Source organism: Streptomyces sp. NPDC057099 (assembly GCF_042671245.1).
Taxonomy (GTDB): Bacteria; Actinomycetota; Actinomycetes; order Streptomycetales; family Streptomycetaceae; genus Streptomyces; species Streptomyces purpurascens.
Genome location: NZ_JBHUTX010000026.1, coordinates 1 through 13891, shown reverse-complemented (window position 1 = coordinate 13891; position 13891 = coordinate 1). Strand labels below are relative to the sequence as shown.

The 13891-nt window shown below is 70.6% G+C and carries 12 protein-coding genes, 1 rRNA gene and 1 pseudogene; 12 read left to right on the top strand and 2 right to left on the bottom strand.

The window, feature by feature from the left end; translation table 11 throughout:
• Positions 1–35 precede the first annotated feature (35 nt).
• The 8 genes and pseudogenes from ACFT4A_RS26925 to ACFT4A_RS26890 all read left to right on the top strand — a co-directional run bounded on the left by ACFT4A_RS26925 (position 36) and on the right by ACFT4A_RS26890 (position 9457).
• Positions 36–638, top strand: coding sequence for a TetR/AcrR family transcriptional regulator (locus ACFT4A_RS26925; RefSeq protein ID WP_382834543.1), 603 nt, complete (start codon positions 36–38; stop codon positions 636–638).
• 115 nt (positions 639–753) lie between these two features.
• Positions 754–1717, top strand: a pseudogene (locus ACFT4A_RS26920) (peptidase S8).
• 435 nt (positions 1718–2152) lie between these two features.
• Positions 2153–2461 (top strand): hypothetical protein, encoded by a 309-nt coding sequence (locus ACFT4A_RS26915; protein WP_003991275.1) that lies wholly within the window; start codon positions 2153–2155, stop codon positions 2459–2461.
• A 208-nt stretch (positions 2462–2669) separates the two neighbouring features.
• On the top strand, positions 2670–3500 hold the full coding sequence (locus ACFT4A_RS26910) for a hypothetical protein (protein WP_382834540.1): 831 nt from the start codon (positions 2670–2672) through the stop codon (positions 3498–3500).
• Positions 3490–4827 carry a hypothetical protein gene (locus ACFT4A_RS26905; protein WP_382834537.1) on the top strand — a complete coding sequence of 446 codons (1338 nt, stop codon included), beginning with the start codon at positions 3490–3492 and terminating at the stop codon, positions 4825–4827. Before ACFT4A_RS26910 ends, ACFT4A_RS26905 begins: the two co-directional genes overlap by 11 nt.
• Entirely contained in the window at positions 4824–6380 is a 1557-nt protein-coding gene (locus tag ACFT4A_RS26900; RefSeq protein ID WP_382834534.1) for an SCO6880 family protein, read from the top strand. Before ACFT4A_RS26905 ends, ACFT4A_RS26900 begins: the two co-directional genes overlap by 4 nt.
• A gap of 6 nt (positions 6381–6386) precedes the next feature.
• Positions 6387–7799, top strand: coding sequence for an ATP-binding protein (locus ACFT4A_RS26895; protein WP_382834531.1), 1413 nt, complete (start codon positions 6387–6389; stop codon positions 7797–7799).
• Between the two features lie 11 nt (positions 7800–7810).
• Entirely contained in the window at positions 7811–9457 is a 1647-nt protein-coding gene (locus tag ACFT4A_RS26890) for a TraM recognition domain-containing protein (RefSeq protein ID WP_382834528.1), read from the top strand.
• Between the two features lie 6 nt (positions 9458–9463).
• On the opposite strand, the gene ACFT4A_RS26885 is transcribed toward ACFT4A_RS26890, so the two are convergent.
• A complete protein-coding gene (locus ACFT4A_RS26885) occupies positions 9464–10006 on the bottom strand; it encodes a GNAT family N-acetyltransferase (RefSeq protein ID WP_382834525.1) in 543 nt (180 codons plus the stop codon).
• Between the two features lie 93 nt (positions 10007–10099).
• Between ACFT4A_RS26885 and ACFT4A_RS26880 the strand changes: the two genes are divergently transcribed.
• The 4 genes from ACFT4A_RS26880 to ACFT4A_RS26865 are packed head-to-tail and all read left to right on the top strand — an operon-like array spanning position 10100 to position 13736.
• Complete coding sequence (locus ACFT4A_RS26880) at positions 10100–11020, top strand: ATP-binding cassette domain-containing protein (protein WP_382834523.1); 921 nt, start codon at positions 10100–10102, stop codon at positions 11018–11020.
• Positions 11017–11796, top strand: a complete 780-nt coding sequence (locus tag ACFT4A_RS26875; RefSeq protein ID WP_382834520.1) for an ABC transporter permease — start codon at positions 11017–11019, stop codon at positions 11794–11796. The genes ACFT4A_RS26880 and ACFT4A_RS26875 overlap by 4 nt, the downstream gene beginning before the upstream one ends.
• A gap of 24 nt (positions 11797–11820) precedes the next feature.
• Positions 11821–13068 carry a sensor histidine kinase gene (locus ACFT4A_RS26870; protein ID WP_382834517.1) on the top strand — a complete coding sequence of 416 codons (1248 nt, stop codon included), beginning with the start codon at positions 11821–11823 and terminating at the stop codon, positions 13066–13068.
• Entirely contained in the window at positions 13065–13736 is a 672-nt protein-coding gene (locus tag ACFT4A_RS26865; protein WP_382834514.1) for a response regulator, read from the top strand. Before ACFT4A_RS26870 ends, ACFT4A_RS26865 begins: the two co-directional genes overlap by 4 nt.
• 60 nt (positions 13737–13796) lie before the next feature.
• Here ACFT4A_RS26865 and rrf read toward each other — a convergent pair.
• A 5S ribosomal RNA gene (gene rrf, locus ACFT4A_RS26860) occupies positions 13797–13891 on the bottom strand; the annotation flags it as partial.

Genomic DNA, 13891 nt, shown 5'->3' with positions numbered 1-13891 from the left:
GACAACAATGATGGCGGTATCAACATCGGGATACGATGGTGAGCATGCCCGAGAGCCGCCCCTACCACCACGGAGACCTGCGCTCCACCCTGCTCGCCGGTGCTGAGCGCACCCTGCGGGAGAAGGGGGTCGGCGCGCTCTCGCTGCGCGAACTGGCCCGCGAGGCCGGCGTCAGCCATGCCGCGCCCGGCCGCCACTTCAAGGACAAGCAGGCCCTGCTCAACGCCTTGGCGCTCGCCGGATACGACCGGCTGGGCCAGGCGCTGGACGGCGCCGACGACGACACCCTCCCGCTGGAGCGGCGGCTCACCGCCCTCGCCCGGAGCTATCTCGCCTTCGCGATCGACAACGCCGAGCTGCTGGAGCTCATGTACGCCCGCAAGCACGAGCCCGACGCCTCGGAGCAGATGGCCGCGGCAGTCGACCGGACCGTGGGCTCCCTGGAGCGGGTCATCGCCGACGCCCAGGAGCGCGGCGAGATCATCGCGGGCGACCCGCAGCACCTCACCCTGCTGACCGGCGCCACCCTCCAGGGCATCGCCTCCTTCGCGGCGGGCGGCATGCTCGCCCCCGAGGCGGCCCTGGACGGCATCGAGGAGCTCGTCCACCTCCTGCTGCACGGCCTCAAGCCCCGCTGACCCCGGGCCCCTTGGTCAAGCCGCGCCCTTCCCCCGGCCATCGAGCCGCCATCGACGGGTAAGCCCGGCCTCCCCTTCAGGACGACCCGAACGCCGAGTCGGACCTCGCCACGTATTGCTCGCACTACGGCCTGCCCGCAGATGGCGCCGCATCGGCTCCGCCCTCACCGCCACCGCCGCGCTCCTGCTCACGCGGACGCGGCCCCGGCCGGCTCCGCCAAGGTCACCTGGACCCGCTCCTGCGCCGTCCCCCGGCACAAGGACGAGATGGCCTGCGACGCCCTGCGCGTCACTGGCGGCCGCACCGCCTTCCAGCAGCAGCACGGCGTCTCCCCCAAGACCCCCGCGGCAGCCGACGCCACCGCCCCCTCCGGCTACGGCCCCGCCGACCTCCAGGACGCCTACGGCCTGACCTCCGCCGCCGCGAGCAACGGCTCCGGCCGGACCATCGCCGTCGTCGACGCCTACGACGACCCGAACGCCGAGTCCGACCTCGCCACGCACCGCTCGCACTACGGCCCGCCCGCCTGCACCACCGCCAACGACTGCTTCAAGAAGGTGAGCCAGACCGGCTCCACCACCTCCCTCCCCACCGCCGACAGCGGCTGGGCCGGCGAGATCTCCCTCGACCTCGACATGGCGAGCGCGCCAGGTACGTCTCCAACAGCTACGGCGGCGGCGAGTCGGGCGCCGAGTACCCGGCGGCCTCCAGGTACGTGACGGCCGTGGGCGGCACCAAGCTCGCCACGTCCTTCACCAGCCGCGGCTGGACCGAGAGCGTCTGGAAGACCAGCAGCACCGAAGGCACCGGCTCCGGCTGCTCCGCCTACGACACCTACGGCGCCGACGGCCAGGGCTGGGCCACCTACGGCGGCACCAGCGCCTCCGCCCTGGCCGGCACCCCGTCCGGCGGCTCGTACCCGGCCAAGTTCCCCTACGCGAACACCTCCGCCCTGAACGACGTCACCAGCGGCTCCAACGGCAGCTGCACCACCGGTTACTTCTGCACCGCCCGGACGGGCTACGACGGCCCGACCGGCTGGGGCACTCCCGAGGGACTCGGCGCCTTCACCGGCTGACCCCTCCGACCTCGTGACGGAACGTCACCGGGGAACGGGCCGCGGCATCCCAGCAGCGGCCCGTTCGCCGCGTTCGGTAGCCTTCACCCGGAGAACACGGGCACGACCACTCACCCGACCGACCGTCAAAAACGGTCCATAAAGGTGACACGGGACGTAAAAAGGAACAACGACGGAACCTCACGACAGGTTTCGCTCAGGCCTCATTGCCCGTCGTGACCTGCCGTGATACACAGAGTGACCATACGATCCTTCGCACACCTTCCATCGCCTCCCCTAGGGGCAAGCGCGGAACGGTGGCAAGGTATTCGTACGAAACCCGCCAATCAATGACGCCAAGTCGACATCCGACAGCGTCATTGTCGGCGACAATGAGGCCTGACCTCTGCACGACCGCAGAGGGTACGTAACTACCCAACAGGGGCGGTGACTTACATGCTCTTTGCGGCCGACAAGGGAGACATCAACACGATCATCGGCGGGATCGCTCCGGACTGGGGCCCCTTCGGCAGCCTGGGCAACGAGGCCAAGGTGATGATCGAGGTCGTGATGGCGGTCGCCATCCTGCTCTGCCTCGGCATCGCCATCTGGGGCGCGGCCAAGCAGCGCATCGGCGCCACTGCCCTCCGGGACACCTTCAGCGCGGAACAGGGCAAGGGCCTCATCATCGCCGGCCTCACAGGAGTCTTCATCATCGGCTCCCTCGGCACGCTGTTCACCATCGTGTACGGCATGGCCGTGTAGCCCGGGCACCGTCCGCCCGGCCGGGCGCGCCCGGCTCCTCTCCATCCCACCCGCCCGTCGTGCCCACCGGCTGAGGTTGCGTTTCCCTGATGTCGAGTCACCACACCGCGCCCGCGCGGGAACCAGCACGGCTACCGTCGTACGAGGAGTATGAGAAGTACGACCGGTACCAAGTGTTTCCGCACGACGTCGAGGGGGCGTACGCGGCATGAGTCTCGGTGACGAGCACGAGGCCTCCGGCGGCTACGGCGGCACGGGCCAGACCCGCACCCGCCTCCCCGACACCGACCCCGACGCCTACGGCCAGCCCCGCCGCACCCCCCGCTCCTCATCCCGCAGCCTGGTCACGGTGGTCGGTGTAGTAGTCCTCCTCCTCGCAGCCATCGCCTTCGCGAACCGCGGGGACGGCGACCCCGACAAGACCGACTCCTCCGGCAACAAACCGGAGACAGCGGCGACAGCGCCCTCGGGCCAACGCCCCGTCCAGTCCAAGTCAGGCGACATCCCGTCGGGCTTCGGGCAGGACCAGGTGGGGGCGGAGAGCGCGGCGGCGAACTACGCCGTGGTGCTGGTCTCGGCCGACATCCTCAAGCCCGTGCGGCGCACCGAGATCGTCCGGCAGGTGTTCGACGCCGGCCGAGTCTCCGAGCTGGAGAGAAACCTCGACCAGGTGTACGACAAGGCGTTCCTCGACAAGGTCGGCCTGGACGAGAACGGCGAAGCCCCGAAGGGCAGCACCTACGTCTCCCGCACCATGCCGGTCGGCACCAGGACCACCGAATACTCGGGCAGCGCCGCCACCGTCGAGGTCTGGTGCACCGGCGTGTTCGGGATGACGGGGGAGAGCTCGCAGAACCCGGTCACCAACGACTGGTTCACGATGACCCTGAAGTTGCGCTGGACCGACGGCGACTGGAAGGTCGACAGCTTCTCCCAGAAGGAAGGCCCCGCGCCGGTCAACGGCGACAACAAGGTGTCGACGTCGGACGACATCTCGAAGGCCGTCGAGGAGTTCGGAGGGTTCACGTATGGCCGGTAGCCCGCGCCGCGCAGTCAAGCTCGCCGCCACCCTCACAGCCGTACAGACCACCGTGGTCCTGCTCGCCGGCAGAGCGGTCGCGGCGCCCACGCCTTCGCCCACGCCCAGCGACGACAACTGCTCCCTGCTCTCCGGCAGGGCCAGAGAGATCTGCGAAGGCGACACCGGAAGCGCCGGTGGCGGCGGAGGCGGTACGTCCCGCCTCGACCCCACCTCCACCCTCGACCCCCTCTCCTCCCTCGCCAAGGGCTGCGCCGAAGCCGCCTCCTGGACCGTCGACAAGCTCAGCGTCGCCGTGAAGGAGACGGCCAACGTCGACTTCACCAACCCCAAGTTCCTCCAGCAGTACGCCGTCGTCTTCGCCGCCTCGACGGTCCTCACGCTCCTGCTCTGGCTCATGGCCGTGGCCAAGCGAGCCGTCCGCGGCGTCCCCCTCAGCACCGCCATCGGCGAAGCCATCGGCTTCCTCTGGCTGACCGTGCTGGCCTCCGCCTTCACCCCCCTGATCCTCTACACCGTCGTATCGGCCACGGACGGCATCACCGAGGTCCTCGCGAAAGCCACCGGCGACCAGACCGACGCCTTCTTCGGCACGTTCTCCGAGGCCCTCAAGAAGGGCGAGGACATCGGCGGCGGCCCCATCATGCTGATCGTCGTCTCCCTGGTCAGCATCCTCGCCGCCGGCGTCCTCTGGCTGGAGCTCGTCATCCGCGCCGCCCTGCTCTACGTCGGCGCCCTCCTCGGCACCGTCGTCTACGCCGGCCTCGTCGACAAGAACCTCTGGGGCCACGTCCGCCGCTGGGCGGGCATCATGATCGCGGTGATCCTGATCAAGCCCGTCATCGTCATCGTGCTCGGCCTCGCCGGCGCGCTCTCCGCCGACGACGGCCCGGACGCCTTCTCCGCCGTCGTCTCCGGCCTCGCCATCATCCTGCTCGCCATCTTCGCCAGCGCGATGATCTACCGCTTCGTCCCCGGCTTCGGCGACGAGATCGCCGGCTCCCGCAACAACCGCCTCATGCAGGGCGCCGAGGGCAAGGCCGCCGCGGTCATCAGCTCCCCGGCGACCCTGGTCGCGCAGGGCATCAAGACCCACAGCTCCCGCGCGGACAACAAGGGCGGCGGAGGCAGCCAGTCCTCCGCCCCCCGCCCGAGCAACCCCGCCTCCGGCGGAGTCGCCGCACACAGCTCGCGCCCCTCGAACAGCGGCGGCGGATCTGTCCCCTCCGCCGCACCCGCACCCCGTTCGAGCAGCCCCGTCAACACTCCCCACGCCAGCAACACCCGCAACAGCAGCAGCAACCGCACGGGAGGTGAAGGGCGTTGACGACCGAGTCCCACGTGTCCCATCCGGTCACGCCCCGCCGTACATATCTGATCGGTCGCGCCCGGCCGAACGCGATCATCGGCCGCAACCGCGAGACCGGCGAGATCGCCCTGATCGTCGTGGGCGCGTTCCTCGGCATGATGTGCGGACTCCTCGTCCCCGTGCTGTCCCTGCGCATCGTGCTGCTGGCCGGGTTCCCGATGCTGGCGCTGGCCGCGGTGTACGTGCCCTTCAAGCACCGCACGTTCTACAAGTGGTTCGAGATCAACCGCAGCTACAAGAGGACCCTCAAGCGGGGCACCACCTACCGCTCGACGGCCGTCGAGGCCGGCACCCGGCTGGACGGCCGTGAGGTCGAGGTAGGACCGCCCCCGGGCATCGGCCGCGTCACCTGGCTGGCCGCCCCCTTCGGGCCCGACGAGATCGCCGTACTGCTGCACGCCGACCGCAAGACCGTCACCGCGGCCATCGAGATCGAGGGCCCCGGCGTCGGCCTGCGCGACTCCGAGGACCAGGAGGCCCTGGTCGACCGCTTCGGCACCCTGCTCAAGCACGTGGCCAACGGCGACGGCTTCGTCACCCGCCTGCAGATGCTCGCCCGCACCCTCCCCGCCGACCCGGACGCGCACGCCAAGGACGTCTCCGTCCGCGGCGACGAGAAGTCACCGCCGTGGCTGCAGCAGTCGTACGACCAGCTCCAGTCGATGGTGTCCACGAGCAGCGAGCAGCACCGCGCCTACCTCGTCGCCTGCATGCACTACACGCGCGAGCTCGCCGCCGAGGCCAACGCCATGGCCCGGGCCGCCCGCGGCCACGGCGGCAAGGTCGACCGGGACGGCGGACTCGCCGTCGTCATGGCCCGCGAGCTGACCGACATCTGCTCGCGCCTCCAGGAGGCCGACATCCGCGTACGGCAGCCGCTCGGTCAGGGGCGACTGTCCTCGCTGATCCACTCCATGTACGACCCGGACCACCCGATCGACCACATCCAGGCGATGTCGAAGCGCAATGCCTGGCCGGCCGAGCTGGACGCCATGGAGCCCACGTTCCTCCAGGCCAAGACCCGGGAGTCCAGCACCCGCGCCCCCTGGTGCCACGCCACCGCCTGGGTGAAGGAGTGGCCGATGACCCCCGTCGGGGTCAACTTCCTCGCCCCGCTCCTCGTCCACACCCCGGACGTCATCCGCACGGTCGCCGTCACGATGGACCTCGAACCCACCGAGGTCGCCATCGAGCGCATGCTCACCGAGAAGACCAACGACGAGGCCGAGGCGTCCCGCGCCGCCAAGATGAACCGCACCGTCGACCCGCGCGACGTCGCCGCGAACTCCCGGCTCGACCAGCGCGGCGAGGACCTCGCCAGCGGCGCGGCCGGCGTCAACCTCGTCGGCTACATCACCGTCTCCTCGCGTACCCCCGACGCCCTCGCCCGCGACAAGCGGACGATAAGGGCCTCGGCCGGAAAGTCGTACCTGAAGCTGGAATGGTGCGACCGCGAGCACCACCGCGCCTTCGTGAACACCCTTCCCTTCGCCACCGGCATTCGGAGGTAGGACCTGATGCGGGACCCGCTGTCCGTCCTCACCGACGCCTTCACGTCCTTCCTCTTCGGGAAGGTCGAGACGACCAGGCTCCCGGTGCGCACGTCCACGGGCCAGGCCCAGGCGGTCTACCTGCCGACGGCGGCCCCGGGCCTCGGCGACTCCGGCGTCATCATCGGCCGCGAGGTGTACTCCGGAAAGGGCTACATCTACGACCCCTTCCAGCTCTACGGCCAGCAGCTCCCCGCCCCCCACTGGCTGGTCCTCGGCGAGTCCGGCAACGGCAAGTCGGCGCTGGAGAAGACGTACGTCCTGCGCCAGCTCCGCTTCCGCGACCGCCAGGTCGTCGTCCTGGACGCCCAGGGCGAGGACGGGGTCGGCGAGTGGAACCTCATCGCCCAGGAGCTGGGTATAACCCCCATCCGCCTGGACCCGATGGCCGCCCTGGACATGGGGATCCGCCTCAACCCGCTCGACCCGGCGATCACGACGACGGGCCAGCTCGCGCTGCTCCGCACGATCATCGAGGTCGCGATGGGCCACGGCCTGGACGAACGCTCCGGCTTCGCCCTGAAGGTCGCGCACGCCTACGTCAACGAGACCATCGTCGACCGCCAGCCGGTCCTCACCGACATCGTCGAGCAGCTCCGCCACCCCGAGCCGGAGTCCGCGGAGGCGATGAACGTCGCCATAGACGACGTACGGGCCTGGGGCCTGGACGTCGCGCTGGTCCTGGACCGTCTGGTCGACGGTGACCTCCGAGGCATGTTCGACGGCCCGACGACGGTCGGCATCGACCTCGACGCGCCCCTCATCGTCTTCGACCTGTCCCACATCGACCGCAACTCCATCGCCATGCCCATCCTGATGGCGATCGTCGGCGTGTGGCTGGAGCACACCTGGATCCGCCCCGACCGGAAGAAGCGCATCTTCCTGGTCGAGGAGGCCTGGCACATCATCAACAGCCCCTTCGTGGCGCAGCTGTTCCAGCGCCTGCTGAAGTTCGGCCGACGGCTCGGCCTGTCCTTCGTCGCGGTCGTCCACCACCTCTCGGACGTCGTCGACGGCGCGGCGGCGAGAGAGGCGGCGGCCATCCTGAAGATGGCCTCGACGCGGACGATCTATGCCCAGAAAGCCGACGAGGCACGGGCGACGGGCAGAGTGCTGGGCCTCCCGCGCTGGGCGGTCGAGATCATCCCGACCCTCACCCCCGGCATCGCCGTCTGGGACGTCAACGGCAACGTCCAGGTCGTCAAACACCTGATCACGGAGACCGAACGCCCGCTGGTCTTCACCGACCGCGCGATGACCGAGTCCTCCGCAGACCTCGCGAACGACGACGCCCTGCGCGCCGCCGAACTGGAGGCGGAGGAACGGGCCGCGGCCTTCGTGGAACACCACCTGGGCGACTCCGAATCGACGGTGGCGTAGAGGGAGAACGCGTGAGACCGGACGACCGCCGCACCCAGCGGGACAGCCAGGGAGGCATCCCCGACGGCCTGCTGATCGGCATACTCGCGTTCCTCCTCGGCATGACCCTGCTGGTGTGGACGGCCACCGGCCTCGCCGCCCTGTTCGCCCACGGCTCCTGGCCGTCCGGCGTCACCTTCACCCGCACCCCCCTCGCCATGCGCGGCCTCATCGCCCAGCCCCACGACATCCCCGCCGCCTGGCCGGACACACCCCCCGGCGACCTCTCGGGCTACGGCCTGTTCTGGGGCCTGTTCATCGGCCAGCTGATGATCCTGGTCGTCCTGACGGTCTTCGTGATGGGCACGGTGGCCCGGTGGCGGGCGGTACGGGCGAGACGCCGCGAGGAGAGGGCGACGGCTGCGGTATCGGGCCCGTACGAGGCACACGCCCCGGCGCGGCAGGAGACCCGGGCGGCGGCGCAGGAGCGCACACTCCCGGCAGCACAGCACGAGGTCCCGGCGCGGGAGCAGTACGACGTCCGGGGAGCGGCGCAGCACGAGATCCCGGCAGCGACGCAGGAGCCCGCCTCCCCGGCAGCCCAGCACACGCTCCAGGCAGCGGCACACGGGCACACACCCCCAGCACCGCAACACGAGCTCCCCACCCCCCGCCGCTCGCCCTCCGACCCCACGAGCCCCCTGGACGCGTCAGCGACCCCGGCATCTCCGTTCGCCCAGGAACGGGTGGCCGGGTGGGAAAAAATCCTCGTAGCCCCAAGGGAAACCCGCCACACCACAGCCACCCAGGCGGTACGCGACGCGGAGGGCCCAGCCCTCATCGTCACCTCGAACCCCGCCCTCTGGCACAGCACCAAGGACGCCAGAGCCAAACTGGGCCCCACCCACCTCTACGACCCCACCCACCTCTGCGACACCCCGTCCCGCCTCCACTGGTCCCCCACAGCCGGCTGCGAGGACAAGGCAACGGCGACCGCGAGAGCCACCGCGCTCCTCACCCCCGTCCGCCCCACCGCCAAACTCGACCAAGCCCTCAGCGACACAGCCGAGACCCTCCTGCGGAGCTACCTGCACGCCGCGGCCATCGACGGCCGCACCATCCGCCACGTCCACCGCTGGTCACAGGGCACCCAGATCCAGGACGCCGTACGCATCCTCCGTACGAACCCCAAGGCGGCCCCCGGCGCGGCAGGCGAACTCGAGGGCACCCTCACCGCCCACCCCGAACGCCGGGACATGGCCCAGCAGTTGACCACCCGCGCCCTCGCCGCCCTCTCCACGGTCAACATCCGCGAAGCCTGCACTCCCAACCGAAGTGATGCCCTCGCCTTGGATTCCTTCGTCCACGAAGGGGGCACGCTTTATGTGGTGGGGGAATCCATCGAGGACCCCAGGACACAGCCGGGCGCGATGCCCCTCCTGACGGCCCTCGTCTCCAGCGTGGTCGAGCGCGGCCGGCACATGGCCGAACGGTCATCCTCCGGTCGCCTCGACCCACCAATGACGCTCGTCCTGGACGACGTCGCAGCCGTGGCTCCGCTTCCCCAGCTGCCGGAGCTGCTGGCCACCGGAGCGGACCGGGGCATGCCGACCCTGGCCCTGCTCCGGTCCCGCGAACAGGCCCGCGCCCGCTGGCCGCACGACGAGCTGCCCGTATAGCCGCGCTCACTCCCGCTCGAGCACGAACTCCAACTCCCGCTCCCCCGCGTCCCCCAGCGGCACGGTCACCCCGCTCGGCACGAACCCCGCCCGGCGATAGAACCGCTGCGCCCGCCCGTTCTCCTCGTGCACGATGAGCCGCACCCGCTCGAGCCCCTGCGCCCACGACCACTCCAGGGCCGCGTCGAACAGCACCTCGGTCAGCCCGCTCCCGCGTTCCTCGGGCCGTACGAACACCGCGACGACGTGCCCCTGCTTCCGCTCCACCTCGAACCCGGCCCAGTCCGTCGTCCCGGGCTCCTCCACAAGCACGGTCAGCGTCGCCACCCACCGCCCGTCCGGCCCCTCGGCGATGATCTGCTGCACCGCGTCCGCCCCTTCGGAGGCCCGCGCGGTCCGCTCCTGCCAGAAGGAGTCCGGCTTGGCCACGGCCTCCTCGTACGTCTCCAGGAAGGCGAGGTGCGCCACCGGGTCCCGCAGCGCCGCGAGCCGCAGCTCCTTCGCCGCAGGCCACTCATCAGCACGGACGGACCGGATCACATAGCTCATGCGGGCCACGGTAGTACCCGGGTACGACACCCCTCACCCCGATTCCCCCGCCGGTCCGACGCCCGCCGCCCCCGCGCGCACGAGCATCGAAGCATGCTGACGGCACACGAACTGACCAAACGCTACGGCGACCGGACGGTCGTCACGGACCTGTCCTTCACCGTCCGCCCCGGCACCGTCACCGGCTTCCTCGGCCCGAACGGCGCCGGCAAGTCCACGACCATGCGGATGCTCCTGGGCCTCGACGCCCCCACCCGCGGCCACGCGACCGTGGGCGGACGCTCCTACGCCGCCCACCCCGCGCCCCTCACCGAGGTCGGCACCCTGCTGGAGGCCCGCTCGGTCCACCCCGGCCGCACCGCCTACCACCACCTGCGCGCCCTCGCCCACACCCACGGCATCCCCCGCGCACGCGTCGACCAGGTCCTCGCCCTCACCGGCCTCACGGACGTCGCCCACCGCCGCGTCAAGGGCTTCTCCCTCGGCATGGGCCAACGCCTCGGCATCGCCGCCGCCCTCCTCGGCGACCCGGCCACCGTCGTCCTCGACGAACCGGTCAACGGCCTCGACCCCGAGGGCGTCCTGTGGATCCGCACCCTCCTCAAGTCCCTCGCCGCCGAGGGCCGCACGGTCTTCGTCTCCTCCCACCTGATGAGCGAGATGGCCCTGACCGCCGAGCACCTGGTCATCATCGGCCGCGGCCGCCTCCTCGCCGACACCACGGTCACCGACTTCGTCCGCGACTCCGGCGCGGGCACCACCAAGGTCGTCACCCCGGAGGCCGCCGCCCTCGTAGACCTCCTCACCGCCCCCGGCATCGCCATCACCACCGACACCCCCGGCACCCTCCAGATCCGCGGCACGGACGCCGAACACATCGGCCGCACGGCAGCCGCCCACGGCATCCCCCTCTACGAACTGACCCCGAACACCGCCTCCCTGGAAGAGGCCTTCATGGACCTCACCCGCGACGCGGTCGAGTACACGGCGACCCTGGAAGGAGCGGCAGCATGACCACGACGGCCCTCCCCTACCGCGTGACCCCGGCCCGCGTCCTGCGCTCCGAGTGGCACAAGCTCCGGACCCTGCGCTCCACCTGGGTCACCCTCGCCGTCACCAGCGCCCTGACCGCCGCCATGGGCGCGGGCCTCGCCGCCTCCTACGACGGCTCCGGCGAAGGCGGGATGGACACGGTCCTCTTCGTCCTCCTCGGCACCCAGTTCGCCCAGATCAACCTCGCCGTCCTGGGCATCCTGGCCACCGCGGGCGAGTACTCCACGGGCCAGATCCGGGCCACGATGACCGCGGTCCCCCGCCGCCTGCCCGTCCTGTGGTCGAAGGCCGCCGTCCTGGCCGCGGTGGCGTTCCCCCTCACCCTGGCGACGAACCTCCTCACCTTCCCCCTCGCCCAGTCCTTCCTCTCCGGCACGGACCAGTCCGCCGCCCTCGGCGACCCGGGCGTCCTGCGCGCCCTCGCCGGCAACGCGGCCGGCCTCACCCTGCTCGCCGTCCTCGCCCTCGGCATCGGCGCCCTGGTCCGCTCGGTCCCGATGGCCATCGGCGCCTTCATCGGCCTCGTCATGATCGTCCCGGAGATCCTGGCCATGCTCCCGTACGAGTTCGTCGACGACGCCGTCCGCCACTTCCCCGGCAAGGCCCTGGAAGCCCTCACCACGGCCCAGCCGCTGCCCGGCGCGACCTCCCCGAGCACGGCCCTGCTGGCCATGCTCCTGTGGACGACGGCGACTCTGGCGCTTGCCGCGACGGTCCTACGCCGCCGAGACGTCTGACACGCGGCATCGGAAGCCCCCACGATGGACCCCGTGACGGAAGACAGGGCGCCGGAGCCCCTCACCGAGTACGCCCACCGCATCACCCGCAAGGTGCGCGCCTTCGACCAACGCCACCCGCTGCTGTGGGACCTGCACTTCACCGGCTTCTGGGTGACGGCGGCCCTGATCGACTACGGCGGCGGTGGCTGGCGCCACAACGCGCACAACCTGGATGTCCCCGGCTGGCTCCTCTTCACCCTGAGCCTCGGCCTCTCGGTCCCCCTGCTCCGGCGCCGCACCCACCCCGGCGCCGTCCTGGCCGCGATGGTGCCCTTCGCCCTCGTCAACGCATGGACCGGCGCCGCGCTCCAAGCAGCCCTGCTCCAGCTGGCCGTGATCTACCACATCGCCCTGCGCCGCACCCTGCACGACCTGTGGTGGGCCACGGCCCTGGTGATGGCCCCGGTCCTCGTATCGATCACCCGCTACGGCGAGGGAAGCTGGGACCAGCAGATTGGCTCCCAGCTGATGTCCGTCACCGTGGCCGCCCTCATCGGCATCACGGTCCGCACCCGCCGCAACTACACCGAGGCCCTGGAGGACCGCGCCCGCCGTCTGGAGACCGAACGCGACCAGCAGGCCCAACTCGCCACCGCCGCCGAACGCGCCCGCATCGCCCGCGAGATGCACGACATCATCGGCCACAACCTCTCCGTCATCACCGGCCTCGCCGACGGCGGCAGATACGCCGCCGCCAAGTCCCCCGAGCGTGCCGCCCAGGCCCTCGAGGCCATCGCCACCACCAGCCGCCAGGCCCTGACCGAACTCCGCCGCCTCCTCGACGTCCTACGGGAGGAGGAGAAGAACAAGGCAGAACTGACCCCCCAGCCCGGCCTCACCGACCTCGACCAACTCCTCGACGGCGTACGCTCCGCAGGCCTCCCCGTCCACCTCACGACCCACGGCACCCCCACACTCCCCCCGGGCCGCCAGCTCACCGTCTACCGCGTCATCCAGGAAGCCCTGACCAACACCCTCAAACACGCAGGCCCCGGCGCCACCGCGGAGATAGCCCTGTCCTACGAGGAGAAGGCCGCCGTCACCATCGACATCACGGACACAGGCAACGGCCGCAGAACGGACGACGATCCTCCGCGGGACGGTCGTGGACTACCCGGAATGCGCGAGCGAACCGCCTTGTACGACGGCACACTTGAGGCCGGCCCTCGCCCCCACCCGGAGCAGGGCTGGCGCGTCCGTCTCCATCTCCCGGAGGAATCCCCGCAGTGACCACGGTCCTCATCGCCGACGACCAGCCCCTCCAGCGCTTCGGCTCCCGCATGCTCCTGGAGAGCCAGGACGACATGACGGTCGTCGGCGAGGCCGCGAACGGCAGCGAAGCGGTCCGCATGACGGCTGAGCTCCACCCCGACGTCGTCCTCATGGACATCCGCATGCCCGGCCTGGACGGCATCGAGGCGACCCGCCGCATCGCCGCCGCCGGCGACCGCACCCGCATCCTGATCGTCACCACCTTCGACCTGGACGAATACGCCTACGCCGGCCTACGCGCCGGCGCCTCCGGATTCCTGGTCAAGGACGCCCAGCCCGAGGAACTCCTCTCCGGCATCCGCGCGGTGGCCACCGGCGACGCGGTCGTCGCCCCCAGCCTGACCCGCCGCCTCCTGGACGCCTACGTCCACCACCTGCCGACCGACTCCTCGACCGAGGACCTGCCCCAAGAGGACGCACGCCTCGCGTCCCTCACCGACCGGGAACGCGAAATCCTCACGGTCATCGGCCAGGGCTGGACGAACACGGAGATAGCCACTCGCCTTCATCTGGCCGAGTCGACGGTGAAAACCCATGTGGGCCGCATCCTCGCGAAGACGGGCTCCCGAGACCGCATTCAGGCGGTCATCCTGGCGTACGACACGAAACTGGTCGAGCCGTCGTGACTGCCCTGAAACGCAGAAAACCCCCGTATCCGAAGATACGGGGGTTTCCTTTGAATGATTGTTCGGCGGCGTCCTACTCTCCCACAGGGTCCCCCCTGCAGTACCATCGGCGCTGAAAGGCTTAGCTTCCGGGTTCGGAATGTAACCGGGCGTTT

Excerpts from the sequence above, each read along its gene's own strand:
- ACFT4A_RS26925 (WP_382834543.1), top strand. The coding sequence starts at position 36 with ATGGTGAGCATGCCCGAGAGCCGCCCCTACCACCACGGAGACCTGCGC.
- ACFT4A_RS26915 (WP_003991275.1), top strand. The coding sequence starts at position 2,153 with ATGCTCTTTGCGGCCGACAAGGGAGACATCAACACGATCATCGGCGGG.
- ACFT4A_RS26910 (WP_382834540.1), top strand. The coding sequence starts at position 2,670 with ATGAGTCTCGGTGACGAGCACGAGGCCTCCGGCGGCTACGGCGGCACG.
- ACFT4A_RS26905 (WP_382834537.1), top strand. The coding sequence starts at position 3,490 with ATGGCCGGTAGCCCGCGCCGCGCAGTCAAGCTCGCCGCCACCCTCACA.
- ACFT4A_RS26895 (WP_382834531.1), top strand. The coding sequence starts at position 6,387 with ATGCGGGACCCGCTGTCCGTCCTCACCGACGCCTTCACGTCCTTCCTC.
- ACFT4A_RS26885 (WP_382834525.1), bottom strand. The coding sequence starts at position 10,006 with ATGAGCTATGTGATCCGGTCCGTCCGTGCTGATGAGTGGCCTGCGGCG.
- ACFT4A_RS26880 (WP_382834523.1), top strand. The coding sequence starts at position 10,100 with ATGCTGACGGCACACGAACTGACCAAACGCTACGGCGACCGGACGGTC.
- ACFT4A_RS26875 (WP_382834520.1), top strand. The coding sequence starts at position 11,017 with ATGACCACGACGGCCCTCCCCTACCGCGTGACCCCGGCCCGCGTCCTG.
- ACFT4A_RS26870 (WP_382834517.1), top strand. The coding sequence starts at position 11,821 with ATGGACCCCGTGACGGAAGACAGGGCGCCGGAGCCCCTCACCGAGTAC.